This is a genomic window from Methylobacterium sp. WL8 (assembly GCF_008040045.1).
In the GTDB taxonomy this organism is placed as follows: Bacteria; Pseudomonadota; Alphaproteobacteria; order Rhizobiales; family Beijerinckiaceae; genus Methylobacterium; species Methylobacterium cerastii.
On record NZ_VRVF01000034.1, the window covers coordinates 20371 to 35354 of the forward strand.

Annotated in this window: 18 protein-coding genes; 4 read left to right on the forward strand and 14 right to left on the reverse strand. The window is 71.3% G+C overall.

Annotated features, from left to right (window positions below):
- Positions 1-28: 28 nt before the first annotated feature.
- The 3 genes from FV234_RS13765 to FV234_RS13775 all read right to left on the reverse strand — a co-directional run bounded on the left by FV234_RS13765 (position 29) and on the right by FV234_RS13775 (position 1532).
- Positions 29-307: a DUF2312 domain-containing protein gene (locus FV234_RS13765; protein WP_147727302.1), complete on the reverse strand. Its 279-nt coding sequence runs from the start codon at positions 305-307 to the stop codon at positions 29-31.
- A gap of 88 nt (positions 308-395) precedes the next feature.
- Positions 396-704: a DUF1244 domain-containing protein gene (locus FV234_RS13770; protein WP_147829804.1), complete on the reverse strand. Its 309-nt coding sequence runs from the start codon at positions 702-704 to the stop codon at positions 396-398.
- Between the two features lie 60 nt (positions 705-764).
- A complete protein-coding gene (locus tag FV234_RS13775) occupies positions 765-1532 on the reverse strand; it encodes an N-formylglutamate amidohydrolase (RefSeq protein ID WP_147829806.1) in 768 nt (255 codons plus the stop codon).
- Positions 1533-1743: 211 nt separating this feature from the next.
- On the opposite strand from FV234_RS13775, the gene FV234_RS13780 reads away from it, so the two are divergent.
- The 4 genes from FV234_RS13780 to FV234_RS13795 all read left to right on the forward strand — a co-directional run bounded on the left by FV234_RS13780 (position 1744) and on the right by FV234_RS13795 (position 5349).
- Positions 1744-3051, forward strand: a complete 1308-nt coding sequence (locus FV234_RS13780; RefSeq protein WP_147829808.1) for a glycerate kinase — start codon at positions 1744-1746, stop codon at positions 3049-3051.
- A gap of 72 nt (positions 3052-3123) precedes the next feature.
- Positions 3124-3513, forward strand: coding sequence for a DUF1036 domain-containing protein (locus tag FV234_RS13785; protein ID WP_147728959.1), 390 nt, complete (start codon positions 3124-3126; stop codon positions 3511-3513).
- A gap of 137 nt (positions 3514-3650) precedes the next feature.
- The gene (gene pyk, locus FV234_RS13790) at positions 3651-5087 is read left to right on the forward strand and encodes a pyruvate kinase (RefSeq protein WP_147764211.1); all 1437 of its coding nucleotides are present in this window, start codon (positions 3651-3653) and stop codon (positions 5085-5087) included.
- 70 nt (positions 5088-5157) lie between these two features.
- Complete coding sequence (locus tag FV234_RS13795; RefSeq protein WP_147829810.1) at positions 5158-5349, forward strand: DUF1737 domain-containing protein; 192 nt, start codon at positions 5158-5160, stop codon at positions 5347-5349.
- Positions 5350-5385: 36 nt separating this feature from the next.
- Here the strand turns inward: FV234_RS13795 and FV234_RS13800 are convergent, their stop codons facing one another.
- The 11 genes from FV234_RS13800 to bchY all read right to left on the reverse strand — a co-directional run bounded on the left by FV234_RS13800 (position 5386) and on the right by bchY (position 14981).
- Entirely contained in the window at positions 5386-6402 is a 1017-nt protein-coding gene (locus tag FV234_RS13800) for an alpha/beta hydrolase (RefSeq protein WP_147829812.1), read from the reverse strand.
- The gene (locus FV234_RS13805) at positions 6399-7025 is read right to left on the reverse strand and encodes a hypothetical protein (RefSeq protein WP_147829814.1); all 627 of its coding nucleotides are present in this window, start codon (positions 7023-7025) and stop codon (positions 6399-6401) included. The genes FV234_RS13800 and FV234_RS13805 overlap by 4 nt, the downstream gene beginning before the upstream one ends.
- A gap of 111 nt (positions 7026-7136) precedes the next feature.
- Positions 7137-7262: a type B 50S ribosomal protein L36 gene (gene ykgO / locus FV234_RS13810; protein ID WP_003601867.1), complete on the reverse strand. Its 126-nt coding sequence runs from the start codon at positions 7260-7262 to the stop codon at positions 7137-7139.
- 551 nt (positions 7263-7813) lie between these two features.
- Positions 7814-8944: a photosynthetic reaction center cytochrome PufC gene (gene pufC / locus FV234_RS13815; RefSeq protein WP_147751153.1), complete on the reverse strand. Its 1131-nt coding sequence runs from the start codon at positions 8942-8944 to the stop codon at positions 7814-7816.
- Positions 8941-9921, reverse strand: a complete 981-nt coding sequence (gene pufM / locus FV234_RS13820; protein ID WP_147751152.1) for a photosynthetic reaction center subunit M — start codon at positions 9919-9921, stop codon at positions 8941-8943. The genes pufC and pufM overlap by 4 nt, the downstream gene beginning before the upstream one ends.
- A gap of 96 nt (positions 9922-10017) precedes the next feature.
- Positions 10018-10842 (reverse strand): photosynthetic reaction center subunit L, encoded by an 825-nt coding sequence (gene pufL, locus FV234_RS13825; protein WP_147751151.1) that lies wholly within the window; start codon positions 10840-10842, stop codon positions 10018-10020.
- Between the two features lie 156 nt (positions 10843-10998).
- Positions 10999-11181, reverse strand: coding sequence for a light-harvesting antenna LH1, alpha subunit (pufA, locus tag FV234_RS13830; protein WP_147730006.1), 183 nt, complete (start codon positions 11179-11181; stop codon positions 10999-11001).
- A gap of 11 nt (positions 11182-11192) precedes the next feature.
- Complete coding sequence (gene pufB / locus FV234_RS13835) at positions 11193-11426, reverse strand: light-harvesting antenna LH1, beta subunit (RefSeq protein ID WP_147730005.1); 234 nt, start codon at positions 11424-11426, stop codon at positions 11193-11195.
- A gap of 161 nt (positions 11427-11587) precedes the next feature.
- A complete protein-coding gene (locus tag FV234_RS13840) occupies positions 11588-11803 on the reverse strand; it encodes a hypothetical protein (protein ID WP_147751150.1) in 216 nt (71 codons plus the stop codon).
- A 125-nt stretch (positions 11804-11928) separates the two neighbouring features.
- Entirely contained in the window at positions 11929-13395 is a 1467-nt protein-coding gene (gene bchZ, locus FV234_RS13845; protein WP_147829816.1) for a chlorophyllide a reductase subunit Z, read from the reverse strand.
- On the reverse strand, positions 13395-14981 hold the full coding sequence (gene bchY / locus FV234_RS13850) for a chlorophyllide a reductase subunit Y (RefSeq protein WP_147829818.1): 1587 nt from the start codon (positions 14979-14981) through the stop codon (positions 13395-13397). Before bchY ends, bchZ begins: the two co-directional genes overlap by 1 nt.
- Positions 14982-14984 lie beyond the last annotated feature (3 nt).

The following is a 14984-nucleotide window of genomic DNA, read 5'->3' on the forward strand; positions in this document are numbered from 1 at the left end:
TCAGGCTCGATCGATGTCGGATCGGCCCTCAGACCATGCCGAGCGCCTGCATGTAGAGCTCGAGGATCGCCTCCTCCTCCTGGCGCTCGCTGTGGTCCTTCTTGCGCATGCGCAGGATGGTGCGGACCGCCTTCACGTCGAAGCCGCGGCCCTTCAGCTCGGCCATCACTTCCTTGATGTCGCCGGCGATGCCGCTCTTCTCCTCTTCGAGGCGCTCGATGCGCTCGATGAACGCCCGCAGCTCGTCGGCGGCCACGCCCTCGGATGATGACACGTCGCCGGGGGTCGGCATGGCATGCGCGTTCATGGTTCTCTCCTGTCCTGCCCGGTTCGTAGGGGAGTAAACTTACCGGGAGCTTAGCCGGGACCGCCCGCGCCGCCCCGTCGCGGCACGGTCAGTGCGGCTCCGCCGCAGCCTTGGCGAAGGCGACCTGCTGCTCGGGGCTGGCCTCGGTCTGGTACTTCGCCTTCCACTCGGGGAACGGCATGCCGTAGACGCGCTCGCGGGCCTCGTCCTTGGTCAGGCCGAGCCCTTCGGCGTCGGCGGCGTCCTTCATCCAGTTCGACAGGCAGTTCCTGCAGAAGCCGGCGAGGTTCATCATCTCGATGTTCTGGACGTCGGTGCGCGCCTGGAGATGCGCCACCAGGCGCCGGTAGACCGCCGCCTCCAACTCGGTCTGGGTCTTCGGATCGATCTCGGTCATCGGTCTCTCGCGCGCTGTCTCTCGAAACTCCGCCCGAGGTCGGGGCGGGCGGCGCGCGAGTCAAGCGCGCGGCGTCATCAAGGGCCGGAGAAGCCCGGCGAAGCGCCGGGCCCACGCCTCCTGCCCGGCTTCCTCGGCGATGAGGTCCTGGCGGATCTCGACCAGCGCGTTGGCGAGCCCCCGCGCGGTGGCGTGCCGGTCGATGGTGTCGCCCGGTAGGCCGCCGCCGTAGGGCTCGTTGTCGCCCACCGTCAGGCCGGCCGGGTCGGCGCGCAGGCCGGCGATCAGCGGGGCGCTCAGGCGCTCGTCCTGGTCGTAGAGGATGCCGACCTCCCAGGGCCGGGCGACGCCGCGCCAGAACGGGGTGAAGCTGTGCATCGTCAGGATCGTCGGCGGCCCGGCGGCCTCCTCCGCCGCCGCCACCGCGGCGTCGATCGCCCGGTCGAACGGATCGTAGAAGCGGGCGATCCGCGCCTGCTTGCCGGCCTCGTCGATCCGGGCGTTGCCCGGCACCACCGCCCCGTCCGACAGGCGCATCACCAGCGTCGGGTCGGCGCGCCCCCGATTCGGGTCGATGATCAGCCGCGAAAAGTTCGTGAGGATCGCCGGGGCGCCGAGCAGCGCCGCGAGCCGCCGCGTCACGCCCGCCGCGCCGATGTCGTAGGCGATGTGGCGGCGGAATTCGCCCTCCGGCACCCCGAGCGCGATGTCGTCGGGCACGTGGTTCGAGGCGTGGTCGCAGACCAGGACCAGGCCGCAGGCGGGGTCGCCGGGGATCGTCTCGACGGGATGGGGCGGGTGTGTCTCGAGGCTGTGGGACAGGGGCACGGGTCCGGTTCGGTTCGCGGAGGCTGCGAGGCCTTGCCGTCGCGGCGAGCCTCGGGCAGAGCACGTATCAAGGATCGTGCGTTCACGGCAAGAAACGGGCACGGCAAGAAACAGGCCCGTCGCTCAAAAAGCCCGTCGCCCCTGCCCGCCCCCGCGGGTCGAGAAGGCGAGGACCGCACGAACGAGGAAACGACGCGCGAGAACCCGACCGATGACGCCTGAGATCGACCCCGCCACGCGCGCCCTGCGGACCCTGCTCGACGGCTTCCTGGCCGCGGCGATCAAGGCCGCCCACCCCGACACCTGCCTGCCGAGCCACCTGCCGCCGCCGACGCCCGGCCGGCTGATCATCCTCGGCGCCGGCAAGGCCGGGGGCAGCATGGCCGCGGTGGCGAGCCGGTTCTACCGCGAGCAGCACGGGCTCGGCGACGACCGCATCGTCGGGCTGGCCGTCGCCCGCCACGGCTACGGGCAGGACGCGCCCGGCATCCGCATGGTCGAGGCCGGTCATCCCGTGCCGGACGAGGCCGGCATCGCCGCGACCAGGGAGGCGCTGGCGCTCGCCACCGCCGCCGGCCCGGACGACGAGGTCCTGGTGCTGCTCTCGGGCGGCGGCTCGGCCAACTGGATCGCCCCGGCCGGCGACCTGACGCTCGCCGAGAAGCAGGCGATCACCCGCGCGATGCTGCGCTCCGGCGCGCCGATCGGCGAGATCAACACCGTGCGCAAGCACCTCTCGCGGATCAAGGGCGGCCGCCTCGCGGTGGCCGCGCGCAACGCGCGCTCGATCCTGACGCTGGCGATCTCCGACGTGCCGTTCGACGACCCCGCGGTGATCGCCTCGGGGCCGACCGTGCCCGACCCCTCGACGCTGGCCGAGTCCCGCGCCATCTGCGAGCGCCGCGGCATCCCCCTGCCCGAGACCGGGATTCGGCTCCTGAACGATCCCCTGAACGAGACCCCGAAGGCCGGCGACCCGGCCTTCGCCCGGGCCGAATACCGCATCGTCGCCCGGCCGATCGACGCGCTGGAGGCGGCGGCCGCCGCCGCCAAGGCCGCCGGCTACGAGCCGGTCATGCTCGGCGCCGACCTCGAGGGCGAGGCCCGCGAGGTCGCGGCCGAGCACGCCCGCATCGCCCGCGAGATCAAGGCGTCCGGCCGCAAGGTCGCGCTGATCTCCGGCGGCGAGCTCACCGTGACGATCCGCGGCGAGGGCCATGGCGGTCCGAACCAGGAATATGCGCTGGCGCTCGCCATCGCGCTCGACGGCGAGGCCGGGATCGCCGGGATCGCCGCCGACACCGACGGCACCGACGGCGGCCGCGGCGAGGCGACGGACCCGGCCGGCGGCCTCGTCGACCCCACCACCCTGGCGCGGGCGCGGGCGGCGGGCCTCGATCCGGCCGCGATGCTGGCCGACAACGATTCGACCCGTTTCTTCGCGGAGATCGGCGACCTGGTTCAGCCCGGTCCGACCAAGACCAACGTCAACGATTGCCGCATCATCCTCGTCGGCTGATCTTTTGGAGGGTTTTCGTTGCGTCTTCTCCTTGCCGGCGCGGTCCTTGCCGGCGCTGTCCTGGGCGTCGCGATGCTCGGTGCCTCGCCGGCCCGCGCGGACCTGCGCCTGTGCAACCTCACCCCGAGCAAGGTCGGCATCGCGCTCGGCTACCGCGACCCGCAGGGCTGGGTGACGGAGGGCTGGTGGGACCTGACGCCGAAGGCCTGCGAGACCCTGTTGAAGGGCGCCCTCGCCGCCCGGTTCTACTACGTCTTCGCCGTCGACTACACGCGCGGCGGCGAGTGGAGCGGCCGCTCGCTGATGTGCACCCGGGACAGCGAGTTCACGATCCGCGGCGTCGAGGATTGCCTCGCCCGCGGCTACGACCGCAACGGCTTCTTCGAGGTCGACACCGGCGAGCAGAAGAGCTGGACGATCCAGCTCTCCGATCCGAACCAGCCGGCCGCGCCGCAGCCGTGAGCCGTCCCTCCCCGCCTTGACGGGGCAGCACGACCGGTGCTTCTGGCTCCATGCCCGTCGTCACGACTTCATGATGCTCCGCCAAGGGGCACGCGCAAGGGGCACGCGACGGCAGCGATGTGCCCCCAGGAGGCCCGATGAAACGCTCACGCCGCACGAAGATCGTCGCCACCCTCGGGCCGGCCTCCGACACCCCGGAGATGATCGCGAAGCTCTTCCGGGCCGGCGTCGACGTGTTCCGCCTGAACATGAGCCACCTGCCGCGCGAAAAGTTGCCCGAGAAGGTCGAGGCGATCCGCGCGGTCGAGCGCGAGTTCAAGCGGCCGATCGGCATCCTCGTCGACCTCCAGGGGCCGAAGCTCCGCCTCGGCGCCTTCGCCGAGGGGTTCGCGATGATCGAGAACGGCGCGAGCTTCGTCCTCGACGGCGACCCAACGCCGGGCGACGTCCACCGCTGCTACCTGCCCCACCCCGAGATCCTGTCCGCCCTGGAGCCGGGCCACTCGGTCATCATCGACGACGGCAAGCTGCGCCTCACCGTCACCGAGGTGAGCGAGGCCCGCGCGGTCACCCGCGTCGAGGTCGGCGGCCGCATCTCGAACCGTAAGGGCGTCTCGCTGCCCCACACCGTCATCCCGCTGCCGGCGATGACCGACAAGGATCGCGGCGATCTCGAGGCCGGCCTCAACGTCGGCGCCGACTGGATCGCGGTGTCCTTCGTGCAGCGGCCCGAGGACGTGGCCGAGGTCAAGAAGGTCTGCGCCGGCCGCGCCCTGGTGATGGCCAAGATCGAGAAGCCGCAGGCGCTGACCCGCCTCGACGAGATCATGGAGATCTCCGACGGCGTGATGGTGGCCCGCGGCGACCTCGGCGTCGAGATGCCGCTTGAGCAGGTGCCCGGCGTGCAGAAGCGCATCACCCGCAGCGCACGGCGGCAGGGCAAGCCTGTGGTCGTCGCCACCCAGATGCTCGAATCGATGATCACGGCCCCCGTGCCCACCCGCGCCGAGGTCTCGGACGTGGCGACCGCGGTCTACGAGGGCGCGGATGCGGTGATGCTCTCGGCCGAGAGCGCGTCCGGCGCGTTCCCGCTCGAAGCCATCGCCATGATGAGCCGCATCGCCGAGGAGGTCGAGCGCGACGCGCTGTACTGGTCGATCATCCGCGCGCAGAACTCGACGCCGGACCACACCGCCGCCGACGCCATCGCGGCCGCCGCACACCAGATGGTGGACGCCCTCGACCTCGAGGCGATCATGGCCTGGACCCATTCGGGCTCGACGGCGCTCCGCCTCTCGCGCGAGCGCCCGAACGCCACGGTGATCGCGCTGACCCCCAAGCGCGAGACCGCGCGCCGCCTGGCCATCGCCTGGGGCACGCACCCGATCGTCACCAACGACGCCAGCGACGTGGACGACATGGCCTTCCGAGCCGCGAAGTTCGCCGTGCGCGAGCGCTTCGCCGAGGTCGGCGACCGCATCATCGTGGTCGCCGGCGTGCCGTTCGGGACGCCGGGCGCGACGAACCTCGTGCGCATCGCCTTCATCACCCGCGAGCACGCCGCGAAGGCGTGATCGACCGCTCCGTCCCGTTCTTCGGCGGGACGGAGCCCCCGCTCGGGCGGCAATCGTAACGAGGCTTCCGATGACGTCGCAGCCGCCCGACGGCCTCCCGGCCTATCGCCTGCTGACCGGCAAGGACGACGCGGCGTTCTGCCGTCGCGTCTCGGACGCCCTCGCCCTCGGCTACGTCCTGTACGGATCGCCGGCGGCGACCTTCAACGGCACCCACGTCGTCGTGGCCCAAGCCGTCGTCTGGCCTTCCGCGTCGCGCTGACGGTCGATGCGCCCGCCGGCTGGTCCGCGCGGCGCCTCAGGGTGCGACCGGGGCGGCCTCCGGCGCCGCGACCCGCTCGGCCAGCTTCGACACCGCGTCGGCCAGCGCCTGCGTCGCCACCCACGGCACCATGTGGCCGATTCCCGGCAGCACCACGAGGTCGGCGCCCGGGATCGCCCGGCTCAGCGGGTCGGCTTGCGTCGTGTTCCCGACGGCACCGTCGGCGTCGCCGGTGACGATCGTCGTCGGCACGCGCAGCGTTCCGTAGCGCGGCGCCTGCGCGGCGAGGGCGGCGGGAAGCGCGACCAGGTCCTGCACGCTGGCGAGCAGGGTGTCCGGGCGCAGGACCAGGGCGGCGCGACTGCGCTCGACGTAGCCCTCCGCCACCGGCTGCGGCTGGAAGACGTTGCGCGCCGCAGGCTCGAGGAAGCGCAGGCCGAGCGGCGGGCCGAGCGTCCGGCTCAGCAGCCACGCCACCGGCGGCTGCAGCGCGAGGCGCCAGTACCACGGCGGCGTCCGCGCCTCGCGGAACGGCAGCGCCACCGGCGCGACCAGCACCAGCCCGGAGACGCGCTCGGGATGGTCGAGGGCGAGGCTGAGCGCCAGGGCGCCGGCCCAGGAATGCCCGAGCACGATCGCCGGGCCGATCCCCATCCGCGACAGCGCCTCGGCGATGGCGGCGCCCTGGACCGCCGGGGCGGCGGCGTCCGCCCCCGAGAGCCGGTCGCTCCAGCCGAAGCCCGGCCGGTCGAAGGCGACGACGCGAAAACCCTGTGCGGCGAGCGTCCGCCCGACGCCCTCCATCGGGTCGGAGGCGTTGGCCGAAGCCCCGTGCAGCAGCACGATCGTGGCGCGGGCCCCGGTCTCGGGGTCGGCCTGGATCGTGGCGAGGCGGCCGCCGCGAACCGCGACGAACGGCCCTTCCGGCGGATGCTGCGCCGAGATGCGGGCGGTGATGATCAGGGTCGCCACCGCGCCCGCGCCGAGCACGGCGCCGACGAGGGCGGCCACGAGGCCGAACAGGCCCGCGAGCACGAGGAGCACGGCCTTCACAGGTCGCGACCGTCCACCTCGGGCGAAAGACGCTCCATCGCGTCCTTGAGCTTCGGCATGCGGGGATAGATCGCGAGCGCGCGGCGGTAGGCGTTCATCGCCCGCACCTTGTCGTCCATCGACAGGTAGATCCGTCCGAGCGCCGCCCAGGCCACGAAGTGGCGCGGCTCCAGGATCAGGGCGCGCTGCAGGTCGGCGATCGCCGTGCTCTTGTCGGTGAGCAGCCAGAACACCGTCGCGCGGCGGTTCCAGCCCTCGGACCAGGCCGGCTCGATCGCGGTGACGCGATCCATCAGCTCGGCGGCCAGCGCGAAATCCTGCGTGGTCATCGCCTGGCGGGCGCGGTCGGTGAGGAGGTCGACGGTGGCGCTGCCGGACCGGTCGAGGCGCCGCTCGATCAGGGTCGCGACGCCCTTGGCCTCGACGTCGTCCCCGGCGTCGCGAAGACGCTCGTAGAGCTCGTTCAGGCCGGCGGCGGGCTGGCTGGTGGAGGGCTTGCGGTCCTGCGCCTTGAGCTCGGTGGGCGGCGGCTCGCGGTCCGGCGTGCGGGACGGCGCCGCGGCGGCCGCCGTCGCGACGGTGGCGAGCAGGGCGAACAGGAAAGGTCGTGCGATGGGCGCCATGGGGGAAGCTTGGTCCCCCCGCCCGCCGCCGTCAACGCGCGGGATGCCGCGCGGCGGGCGGCGCCTGCGCCGCCCGGTCCGGGCCTCCGTCGCGGACGGAGGCGGCGGGCCTCAGCCCTGGCGGGCCTTGAAGCGCTTCTGGGTCTTGTTGATCACGTAGACCCGGCCCTTGCGACGCACGAGCTGGTTGTCGCGGTGACGGCCACGGAGCGACTTGAGGGAGTTGCGAATCTTCATCGGTCTTGCACGCGGCGCGGGTCGGACCGGCCGTCCATCGAAAGGGTGTCGGGATCGCACGCCCTGGCGGGCGCACGGCGATGGCGGCGGACGCATCGCGGAAGGAGCGGCCCCATATCAGGATTCGCCCGTGCGAGGCAAGGCGTTCCGCGGCCGACCCAGGGCTCCCGATGAAGTTGAACGCAGAACTTATGGCACGGGTGGTGATCCCATCCCGTCATTCCGGGGCCGCGCAGCGGAACCCGGAATCCAGGACCGCCGTCGGTGCCGGGCATGGCGCTGCCGGCGGCTCCGGATCCCGGGCTCGCCTGCGGCGCCCCGGGATGACGATGTGGGTTTCGCGACCCGGGAGCGCCCGGTTCGAAATCCGATCCTGAGCGGTCGAGCCCCGCGTTCTCGCTCGCTTCGACGCCGCCAACAAACTGCAGGATGGACCCAAGTAGGCCCGGAGAAGGCATCACGCGTTCCGAACGAAAACGGCCGCCGGACCCGTGTCCGGCGGCCGTCCTGGGATCGCGAGGTTCGACCGGGGCTCCCCCCGGCCGCGAGTGTCAGGGCTTCGGCGCGGGCGCCGGCATCGCCGGGTCCGGTGCCGCGGCGGGCGCCGTCGCGGGCTGGACGGGCACGCCGGCGGGCATGTCCGCGGAGGCGACCGGCCCGGCGAGCTCCGGGTAGGCCTCGACCACGTGGGCGCCGTTGAGCGGCTTGTTGGCGCCGTTGTGGCAGGTGGCGCAGTTCATCTTCGGGACGTCGCCCATCGGGCCGTGACGGTTCGGCGGCAGGGTCGAGGACAGCGGCAGCATGTAGTCCTCGTTGAGGTCGCGGACCATGCGGATGCCGTGCCAGGCGGCGACCCGGTTCGGCGTGCTCGTGCTCCAATCCGCCACCGAGCGGGTGTTGTGGCAGTAGGTGCAGTTCACGCCGAGCGACTGCGCCATGCTGATCATGATCGCGAAGGTCTTCTCCGCGTCCTGGATCGGCTTGCCCTTGGTCTCGGGCAGCGCCGAGGTCGCGTTGACCCGGATCGCGTCCTCGGGCGTGTTCTTGTGGGCGTAGAAGGCGGCGTAGACGCCGTAGGGCAGCGAGGTCAGGCCGACCTGGGGGCTGGCGACGTTCTGCCCGTTGTTGCGCGGGATGACGCCGTGGCCGGCGTTGGGGCCGGGGTTCTCGAACCAGATGTTCTTCGGCACCGGCTGGCCGCGGTGGCAGGTGTAGCAGGTGACGCCGGCCTCGTGGACGTGGTTCTCCTTCCAGGTCGAGTTGATGTGCTGGACCATCTGCAGCATCCGCCGGGCGACGCGCTTCTGGTACAGGCTGTCGTCGGCCATGTTCTCGGTGTTGTGGCAGTAGGTGCAGCCCTGCTCGGGGGCGACCCACTCGGTCATCGAGGCCATCAGGCGGTTGAAGTTGTCGGCGGAGAGGTCGCCGAGAACCTTGACGTTCTCGTAGACCGCCGAGGCCTTCTCGCCCCCGGGCTCGGCCGGGTCGGCCGGCGCGGGCGCCTGGTTGGCCTCGATCTTGGCGGCCTTGTTCGCCTTGGTCTCGATGACGTCCATCGCAGTGCCGCGGAACCCGGTCTGCTGTTGCGCCATCGGCGGGCGGGTCCAGCCGGCGGTACCGAGCATGGCGATCGTGAGGAACAGCGCGGCGACCGCGCCGGCGACGGCGAGCAGGGTTCTCATGGGTGCACCGAGGGGGCGACGCTGGAGGGATCGACGATCGGGCCGTAGACCTGGGGGTAGGACGGGGCGACCCCGTGCTTGACCGCCCAGAGGTACCAGTTGTCGACGACGGTGCCGGTGAGGAGGATGCCGATGCCGCCCGTCAGCGTCGTCAGCACGGCGAACCACCAGGCCCAGCGGTGGACCGATTCCATCGTGGCGTTGAAGCCCATGGTCCAGCGCCAGAACAGGGCGGCGCGCTCGGTGGCGGTGCCGCGGTCGACGATCTGGTCGATCTCGCGCTCGCCGCCGTAGCGGCTCACCGCCAGGATCGTGCCGCCGTGCATCGCGAACAACAGCGTCGACCCATACAAGAAGACGATCGAAAGCATGTGGAAGGGGTTGTAGAACAGGTTGCCGTAGCGCAGCGAAAACGCCGCCGTCCAATCGAGGTGCGGGAAGATGCCGAAGGGCACCGCCTCGCTCCACGAGCCCATCATGATCGGGCGGATGAAGCCGAGCACGAGATAGAGCCAGATCGCCGAGGCGAAGGCCCAGGGCACGTGCTTGCCGAGGCCGAGCGCCGCGGCGCGGCGGTAGAGCCTAACCCACCACAGCAGGATCGAGGCGGTGAGGAAGAAGCCGGCGATCAGCCACCAGCCGCCTTCGTTGAGCGGCGGAAGGATGCGCAGGCCGTATTGCGGCCGTGGCGGCTCCAGCGCCAGCCAGGGCAGCTGGCGCACGAACTGGATCGGGTCCCAGTTCACCGAAGCCCACATGTTGAGGCCGATGATCTCGAAGGCGATCAGCCCGCAGGCGAAGGACAGCGCGCCGAGGTAGCCGATGTAGATCGGGCCGACCTGCGCGTTTCCGATCAGCCCCATGAGGTAGCTGTGGAACGGCGTGCCCCAGCGGGCGTCGACCGCGACCGGCACGCCGTGCTCCGGTTCGATCGGCCGGACCTGCACCTGCGTGATGATGTTCTGGTAGTACGCCATTGCCTCGGCCCTTTCCGGGAGCGTTCTTCAAGCGACGTGTCGGCCGTCACCGTCCCCGTGCCGGCCGCGCGGGGCGCGGCCGGGTCTCTCATGCGCTCAGCGCCACACCGGCAGGTTCAGCCACCAGCCCCACCATTCCGGCCAGCCCTGGGTCCAGAACGGGCCGCTGATCACGATGCAGACGGCGCTCCAGAAGCCGGCCGACAGCGCCAGGAACAAGCCCAGGCGGTGGATGCCCAGCGTGCCGATCGAGTAGCCGATCGTGTCGCGGAAGAAGGTGTCCTCGTGCTCGGGGCTCTTCACGGTCTCGCCCTTGGCGGGGTTCGTGGCCGAGAGGATCAGGCCGCCGTGCATGGCGAGCGCCAGCGTCGTGGTGAAGAAGAAGGTCACCGCGAGCATGTGCGCCGGATTGTAGTGGAAGTGCAGGTACTGGTACCCGGTGTTCGAAACCCAATCGAGGTGGCTGAGAATCCCGTAGGGGAAGCCGTAACCCCAGGCGCCCATCAGGAACGGGCGGACCACCACCAGCACGACGTAGGCGAAGATCGCCATCGAGAAGGCGAAGGGCACGTGGTAGCCCATGCCGAGCTTGCGGCAGATCTCGACCTCGCGCAGCGCCCAGGACGAGAACGACCCGATCGCGCAGAAGGTGATGATCTGCCAGAGGCCGCCCTCCTTGAGCGGCGCCAGCGCGAGCCCGTACTTGATGTCGGGCGGCGCGATGTTGATCTGCCAGATGTTCCAGGTCGGTCCCAGCGCGGCGCCGTAGACGACCAGCGCCGTGCCCAGCAGGGTGAAGAACAGGCCCGTGACGCCGAAGAAGCCGACGTAGAACGGCCCGACCCAGAAATCGAACAGGTCGCCGCCGACGAGGGTGCCGCCGCGGACGCGGTACTTCTTCTCGAAACTCAGCATCGCCATGGCGAAATGCCTCCGGATGGGTCTGCGGCCGTCGGGCGGCGGTCGGCGTCGGGCGCAGCGGGCGGGAGGATCGATCCTCCGGCCCGCCGCGGTCGTTGCGAGGCGTCCCGCGGGACGGCCTTCCGGGCACGCCCGGCCGGCCGCCGCGGGGCCGGGTCACGCCGGGGTCGGCGCGACGATCTGGAGGGAGGCCGCCTTGGAGTCCTTGGCGCCCTCCAGCCAGTTGAACCGGCTGGTGCTGAGCAGGATGAAGTGGATCAGCAACGCGAGCACGAAGAGGAAGGTGAACAGAGCCACCAGCGTGCGGCGGGGATCGAACAGGAGCCAGACCTTGTGCATGGTGTCCTCCCTTACGAGATCATCGAGACGAGGCCGTGGACCGCTTGGGCTCCGCCCTCGAGCATGGCGTAGCCCTTCGGCCCGGGCAGCCAGGGGCGCCACATCCAGACCAGGATGTGCGCGACCACGGCGATCGCGGTGAAGATGATGAAGCTCGTCAGGAAGATCGCGTGGAACTCCTTGGCTTCAGGTTCCGTCAGCCCCGAGAGGCTGCTCGGACGTTCGAGCGTTCCGGGATTGGCCATGGTTGAAGTACCTCCGTTTGGCTGACCGCGCGGCAGCGTCGCGCGGGGGGGAGCGCCGTGGCGGCGTTGAGGTGCCACGACCGGACTTCCACCCGTTGCCCGGACGGAAGCGTCTCGAAGGGCCGGGCTGCGCGGTGCGCGTCCGGCTCGGCCCGAAAGCGTCAGCCCATGAAGGCGTAGGGGATGGCCGAGACCGCCATGGCCCTGGCCTCGCCGAAGACCGAGCGGCGCTGAGCCGGGCGCCCGGCCTCGCGCGCCGGCATCACGCGCTGGGCGACCGCGGCGGCGAGGAAGAACGGGTAGGTCGCACCGAGGATGATCTTGAACTGGACCTCCTCCTGATGGAGCCGGGACGTCGCATCGATCGATCGGGCCATGGATGTCCTCCTGGACGCTTGGGCCGGCGCGGTGCGCGGGCTCGGCGGGGTGCGGGCGGATTCGCCCGGCCGGGGCCGGGGCGAAGGGGTGAGGGCGGAAAGGCCGGGCAGGCTCGCGGCGGCGCTCATGCGGCCACCCCGAGCTTGATGGCGCCGTGGGCGGTCTCGACGTGCGCGGACCCGACGCGGGCGGCGCCGTCGCGGCGTGCGTCGCGCTCGGCGGCGTCGCGCAGGCGCTTGGCCATCGAGATCCGGACCAGGACCGGCTGGCTCTCGACATGCGCGTCGAGGGCTGCGCGCGCCGCCTCGTCCCACGGCAGCTCGCGGTGCATCCGCGCCGGCGTCGCCTCGACCGCATCCATGTCGCGGGCGAGCGGCAGGATGTGGAAGAGCATGTCGAACAGCGCGTTGCAGACTTCCTGCACGAGGTAGGTCGCGCCCGAGTAGCCCATGAACGGGGTGCCGGTGTGCCGCCTGATGATCGCGCCGGGGAACGAGGCCGGCACGAAGACCGCGCGGCAGCCACTTTCGGCCGCGTACATCCGCTCGTTGAACGAGCCGAACAGTACCAGCGGCGGGGTCTTCGCGATGGCCTCGCGGACCGCTTCGTTGTCGGGCTTGGCGCCGGGCTTCCGCGCGAAGGCGAAGGTGCAGGGCAGCCCCATCTCGTCTTCGAGGAAGTGGCGCACGCCGCGCGAATAGGTTTCGGTCGCGACGATGCCGAAGCTCGCGGTGCCGAAGAAGTCCTGCGTCACCGAGCGCCAAAGGTCCCAGACCGGCTTGATCGTGGTGTGCTTCTCGCGCTCGATGAACGGCTCGGGGTCGAGGCCGAGGATCTCGCCGAGCGAGCGCAGGAACTTGGTGGTCGAGAGCACGCCGATCGGGGCCTGTAGGTAGGGCCGCTCCAGGTCCTCGCAGAGCAGGCGCCCGAACTCGCGGTAGAGGCAGACGTTGGCGTCGGCGTTGACGAGCTTGGGCACGTCGGCGAGATGCGAGCCGAGGGGGAAGACCAGGTTGATCTCGGCGCCGATGCCCTCGACCACCCGGCGGATCTCGGCGAGATCCGAGGGCATGTTGAAGGTGCCGTAGGCCGGCCCGATCAGGTTGACCCGCGGGCGCTCGCCGTCCTTGCGGGCGGGGCGCGCCGGAATGCCCTTCTTCGCGAAGCGCTTGGCGCCGTATTCTTGCCAGAGCCAGCGCATCGCCCGGTCTGCGGTCTGCCACTGGTCCTCGTCGATGGTGCGCGGCAGGAAGCGCTGGATGTTGGTGCCCTCCGGCGTCACCCCGCCGCCGATCATCTCGGAGATCGAGCCGGTGACGACGACGCTGGGCTGGCCCGGATCGAGCACCGCGTGCGCCCGCTTCATCGCGCCCTCGGTGCCGTGGCGGCCGAGTTCCTCCTCGCCCAAGCCCGTGACGACGATCGGCAGCTCGTGCGGGGGCAGCGCGTCGGTGTAGTGCAGGACGGAAGTGACCGGCAGGTTCTCGCAGCCGACGGGGCCGTCGATGATGACCTGCAGGCCCTTGATCGCCGTGAAGACGTAGACGGCACCCCAGTATCCGCCGGCGCGGTCGTGATCGAGGACGAGCATCAGGCCATCTCCCCAATCGGGTCGTGGTCGTGCTTTTTCGGCGCGGGCGCCCGCGATACGCTCTTGCGGAGCTGCGGCACGTCCTCCCAGACGCCGGCGGCGTGGCCGGTGCCGACGCCCTCGAAGAAGTCCCGCATCGCGTCGAAGCGGCCCTTGTTGCCCAGCGCGGCGTTGATCACCGTGGCGAGCGAGCCGGCGCCGGCGACGCCCATCAGCGGCCGGGCCGAGATCAGGTTGGTGAAGTACAGGGACGGCGTCCCGGCCTCCTTGGCCTTCTGAACCACCGGGGTCGTGCCGATGGCGAGGTCCGGCCGGTATTCGCGCATCGCGGCGAGGTCGTCCTCTAGCGAGGCGCGGAACCTGACCTGGATGCCACGGGCCTCGAGCCAGTCGCGGTCGGCCTCGGCCCAGGGGGTTCTCGGGCAGGCGGTGCCGACGTAGCGGAGATCCGCGCCGCTCTCGACCAGCAGACGCCCGACGAGAAGCTCCGAGCCCTCGTAGCCGGAGAGCGTGATCCGGCCCTTGATCGGGGCCGCCGCGAGCACGGTGCGGATCGGCGGCAGCAGGCGATTCTTGGCGGCCTCGACCAGGCTCCGCGGCACGGCGCAGGCCTCGCCGATCCGATCGAGCCAGTCACTGGTGCCGTCGACGCCCACCGGCGCCGAGCCGACGATCGGCCGGCCGGCGGCCTCGAATTCGCGGATGCTCGCGGTGTAGAACGGGTGGATCGCCGCCACCGCCGCGCCGTCGAGCGCCGCATAGAGCTCGCGCCACTCGCGTGTCGGGACCACGGGGCCGGCGGCGAGCCCCAGCGGCTCCAGCATCGCGCCGATCACCACCGGGTCGGCCGGGAACATCTCGCCCAAAAGCGTCACCGTCGGGCGCTCGGAGCGGCCGGCGCGCGGCGCCTGGACCGGTCCCTGCTCGGCCTCGGTGCGGGCGAATTTCAGCATCGCGCCGGCGAGCACGTCCTTGGCCTCGGCGTGCGTCGGAACCCCGAAGCCCGGCACGTCGATGCCGATGATGCGGACGCCGTCGATCTCCTTCGGTAGCAGGCGCAGCGGCACGCCGGAGGCGGTGGGCACGCAGAGGTTGATCACCACGACGGCGTCGTAGTCGGCGGGCTTGGCCGTGAGGAACACCGCCTCGCGGATGTCCTCGAACAGCTTGCCGGTGACCAGCGTCTCGGAGTTAAACGGCACGTAGCCGACCGAGCGCTTGGCGCCGTAGAAATGCGAGGTGAAGGTCAGCCCGTAGACGCAGCAGGCCGAGCCGGAGAGGATCGTCGCGGTGCGCCGCATGCGCAGGCCGACCCGGAGCGAGCCGAAGGCCGGGCACATGCTCTGGGGCTGGTCGTGGGGCCCGACCGGATAATCTGTCTTGAGCTGCTCCAGCGTTTCCGACATGCCGGCGGCCTCGGCGGCCGCCCGCATCACGTCCTTGCCGGAATGGCAGCCGAGCCCGTCGCCCTTGGTCGCAGCGACATCGATCGGAGCGGCGGGGACCGGCGCCTGGAGGGCTTCCAGGGCGGAGGCCGGGACCTCCCGGCGGGCGCGAAGCGCTGCGATGTCAAGGGTGACGGCCATGCG

Coding starts and splice junctions, on each gene's coding strand:
- FV234_RS13765 (WP_147727302.1), bottom strand. CDS start 307: ATGAACGCGCATGCCATGCCGACCCCCGGCGACGTGTCATCATCCGAG.
- FV234_RS13770 (WP_147829804.1), bottom strand. CDS start 704: ATGACCGAGATCGATCCGAAGACCCAGACCGAGTTGGAGGCGGCGGTC.
- FV234_RS13780 (WP_147829808.1), top strand. CDS start 1,744: ATGACGCCTGAGATCGACCCCGCCACGCGCGCCCTGCGGACCCTGCTC.
- FV234_RS13785 (WP_147728959.1), top strand. CDS start 3,124: ATGCTCGGTGCCTCGCCGGCCCGCGCGGACCTGCGCCTGTGCAACCTC.
- pyk (WP_147764211.1), top strand. CDS start 3,651: ATGAAACGCTCACGCCGCACGAAGATCGTCGCCACCCTCGGGCCGGCC.
- FV234_RS13795 (WP_147829810.1), top strand. CDS start 5,158: ATGACGTCGCAGCCGCCCGACGGCCTCCCGGCCTATCGCCTGCTGACC.
- FV234_RS13805 (WP_147829814.1), bottom strand. CDS start 7,025: ATGGCGCCCATCGCACGACCTTTCCTGTTCGCCCTGCTCGCCACCGTC.
- ykgO (WP_003601867.1), bottom strand. CDS start 7,262: ATGAAGATTCGCAACTCCCTCAAGTCGCTCCGTGGCCGTCACCGCGAC.
- pufC (WP_147751153.1), bottom strand. CDS start 8,944: ATGAGAACCCTGCTCGCCGTCGCCGGCGCGGTCGCCGCGCTGTTCCTC.
- pufM (WP_147751152.1), bottom strand. CDS start 9,921: ATGGCGTACTACCAGAACATCATCACGCAGGTGCAGGTCCGGCCGATC.
- pufL (WP_147751151.1), bottom strand. CDS start 10,842: ATGGCGATGCTGAGTTTCGAGAAGAAGTACCGCGTCCGCGGCGGCACC.
- pufA (WP_147730006.1), bottom strand. CDS start 11,181: ATGCACAAGGTCTGGCTCCTGTTCGATCCCCGCCGCACGCTGGTGGCT.
- pufB (WP_147730005.1), bottom strand. CDS start 11,426: ATGGCCAATCCCGGAACGCTCGAACGTCCGAGCAGCCTCTCGGGGCTG.
- FV234_RS13840 (WP_147751150.1), bottom strand. CDS start 11,803: ATGGCCCGATCGATCGATGCGACGTCCCGGCTCCATCAGGAGGAGGTC.
- bchZ (WP_147829816.1), bottom strand. CDS start 13,395: ATGCTCGTCCTCGATCACGACCGCGCCGGCGGATACTGGGGTGCCGTC.
- bchY (WP_147829818.1), bottom strand. CDS start 14,981: ATGGCCGTCACCCTTGACATCGCAGCGCTTCGCGCCCGCCGGGAGGTC.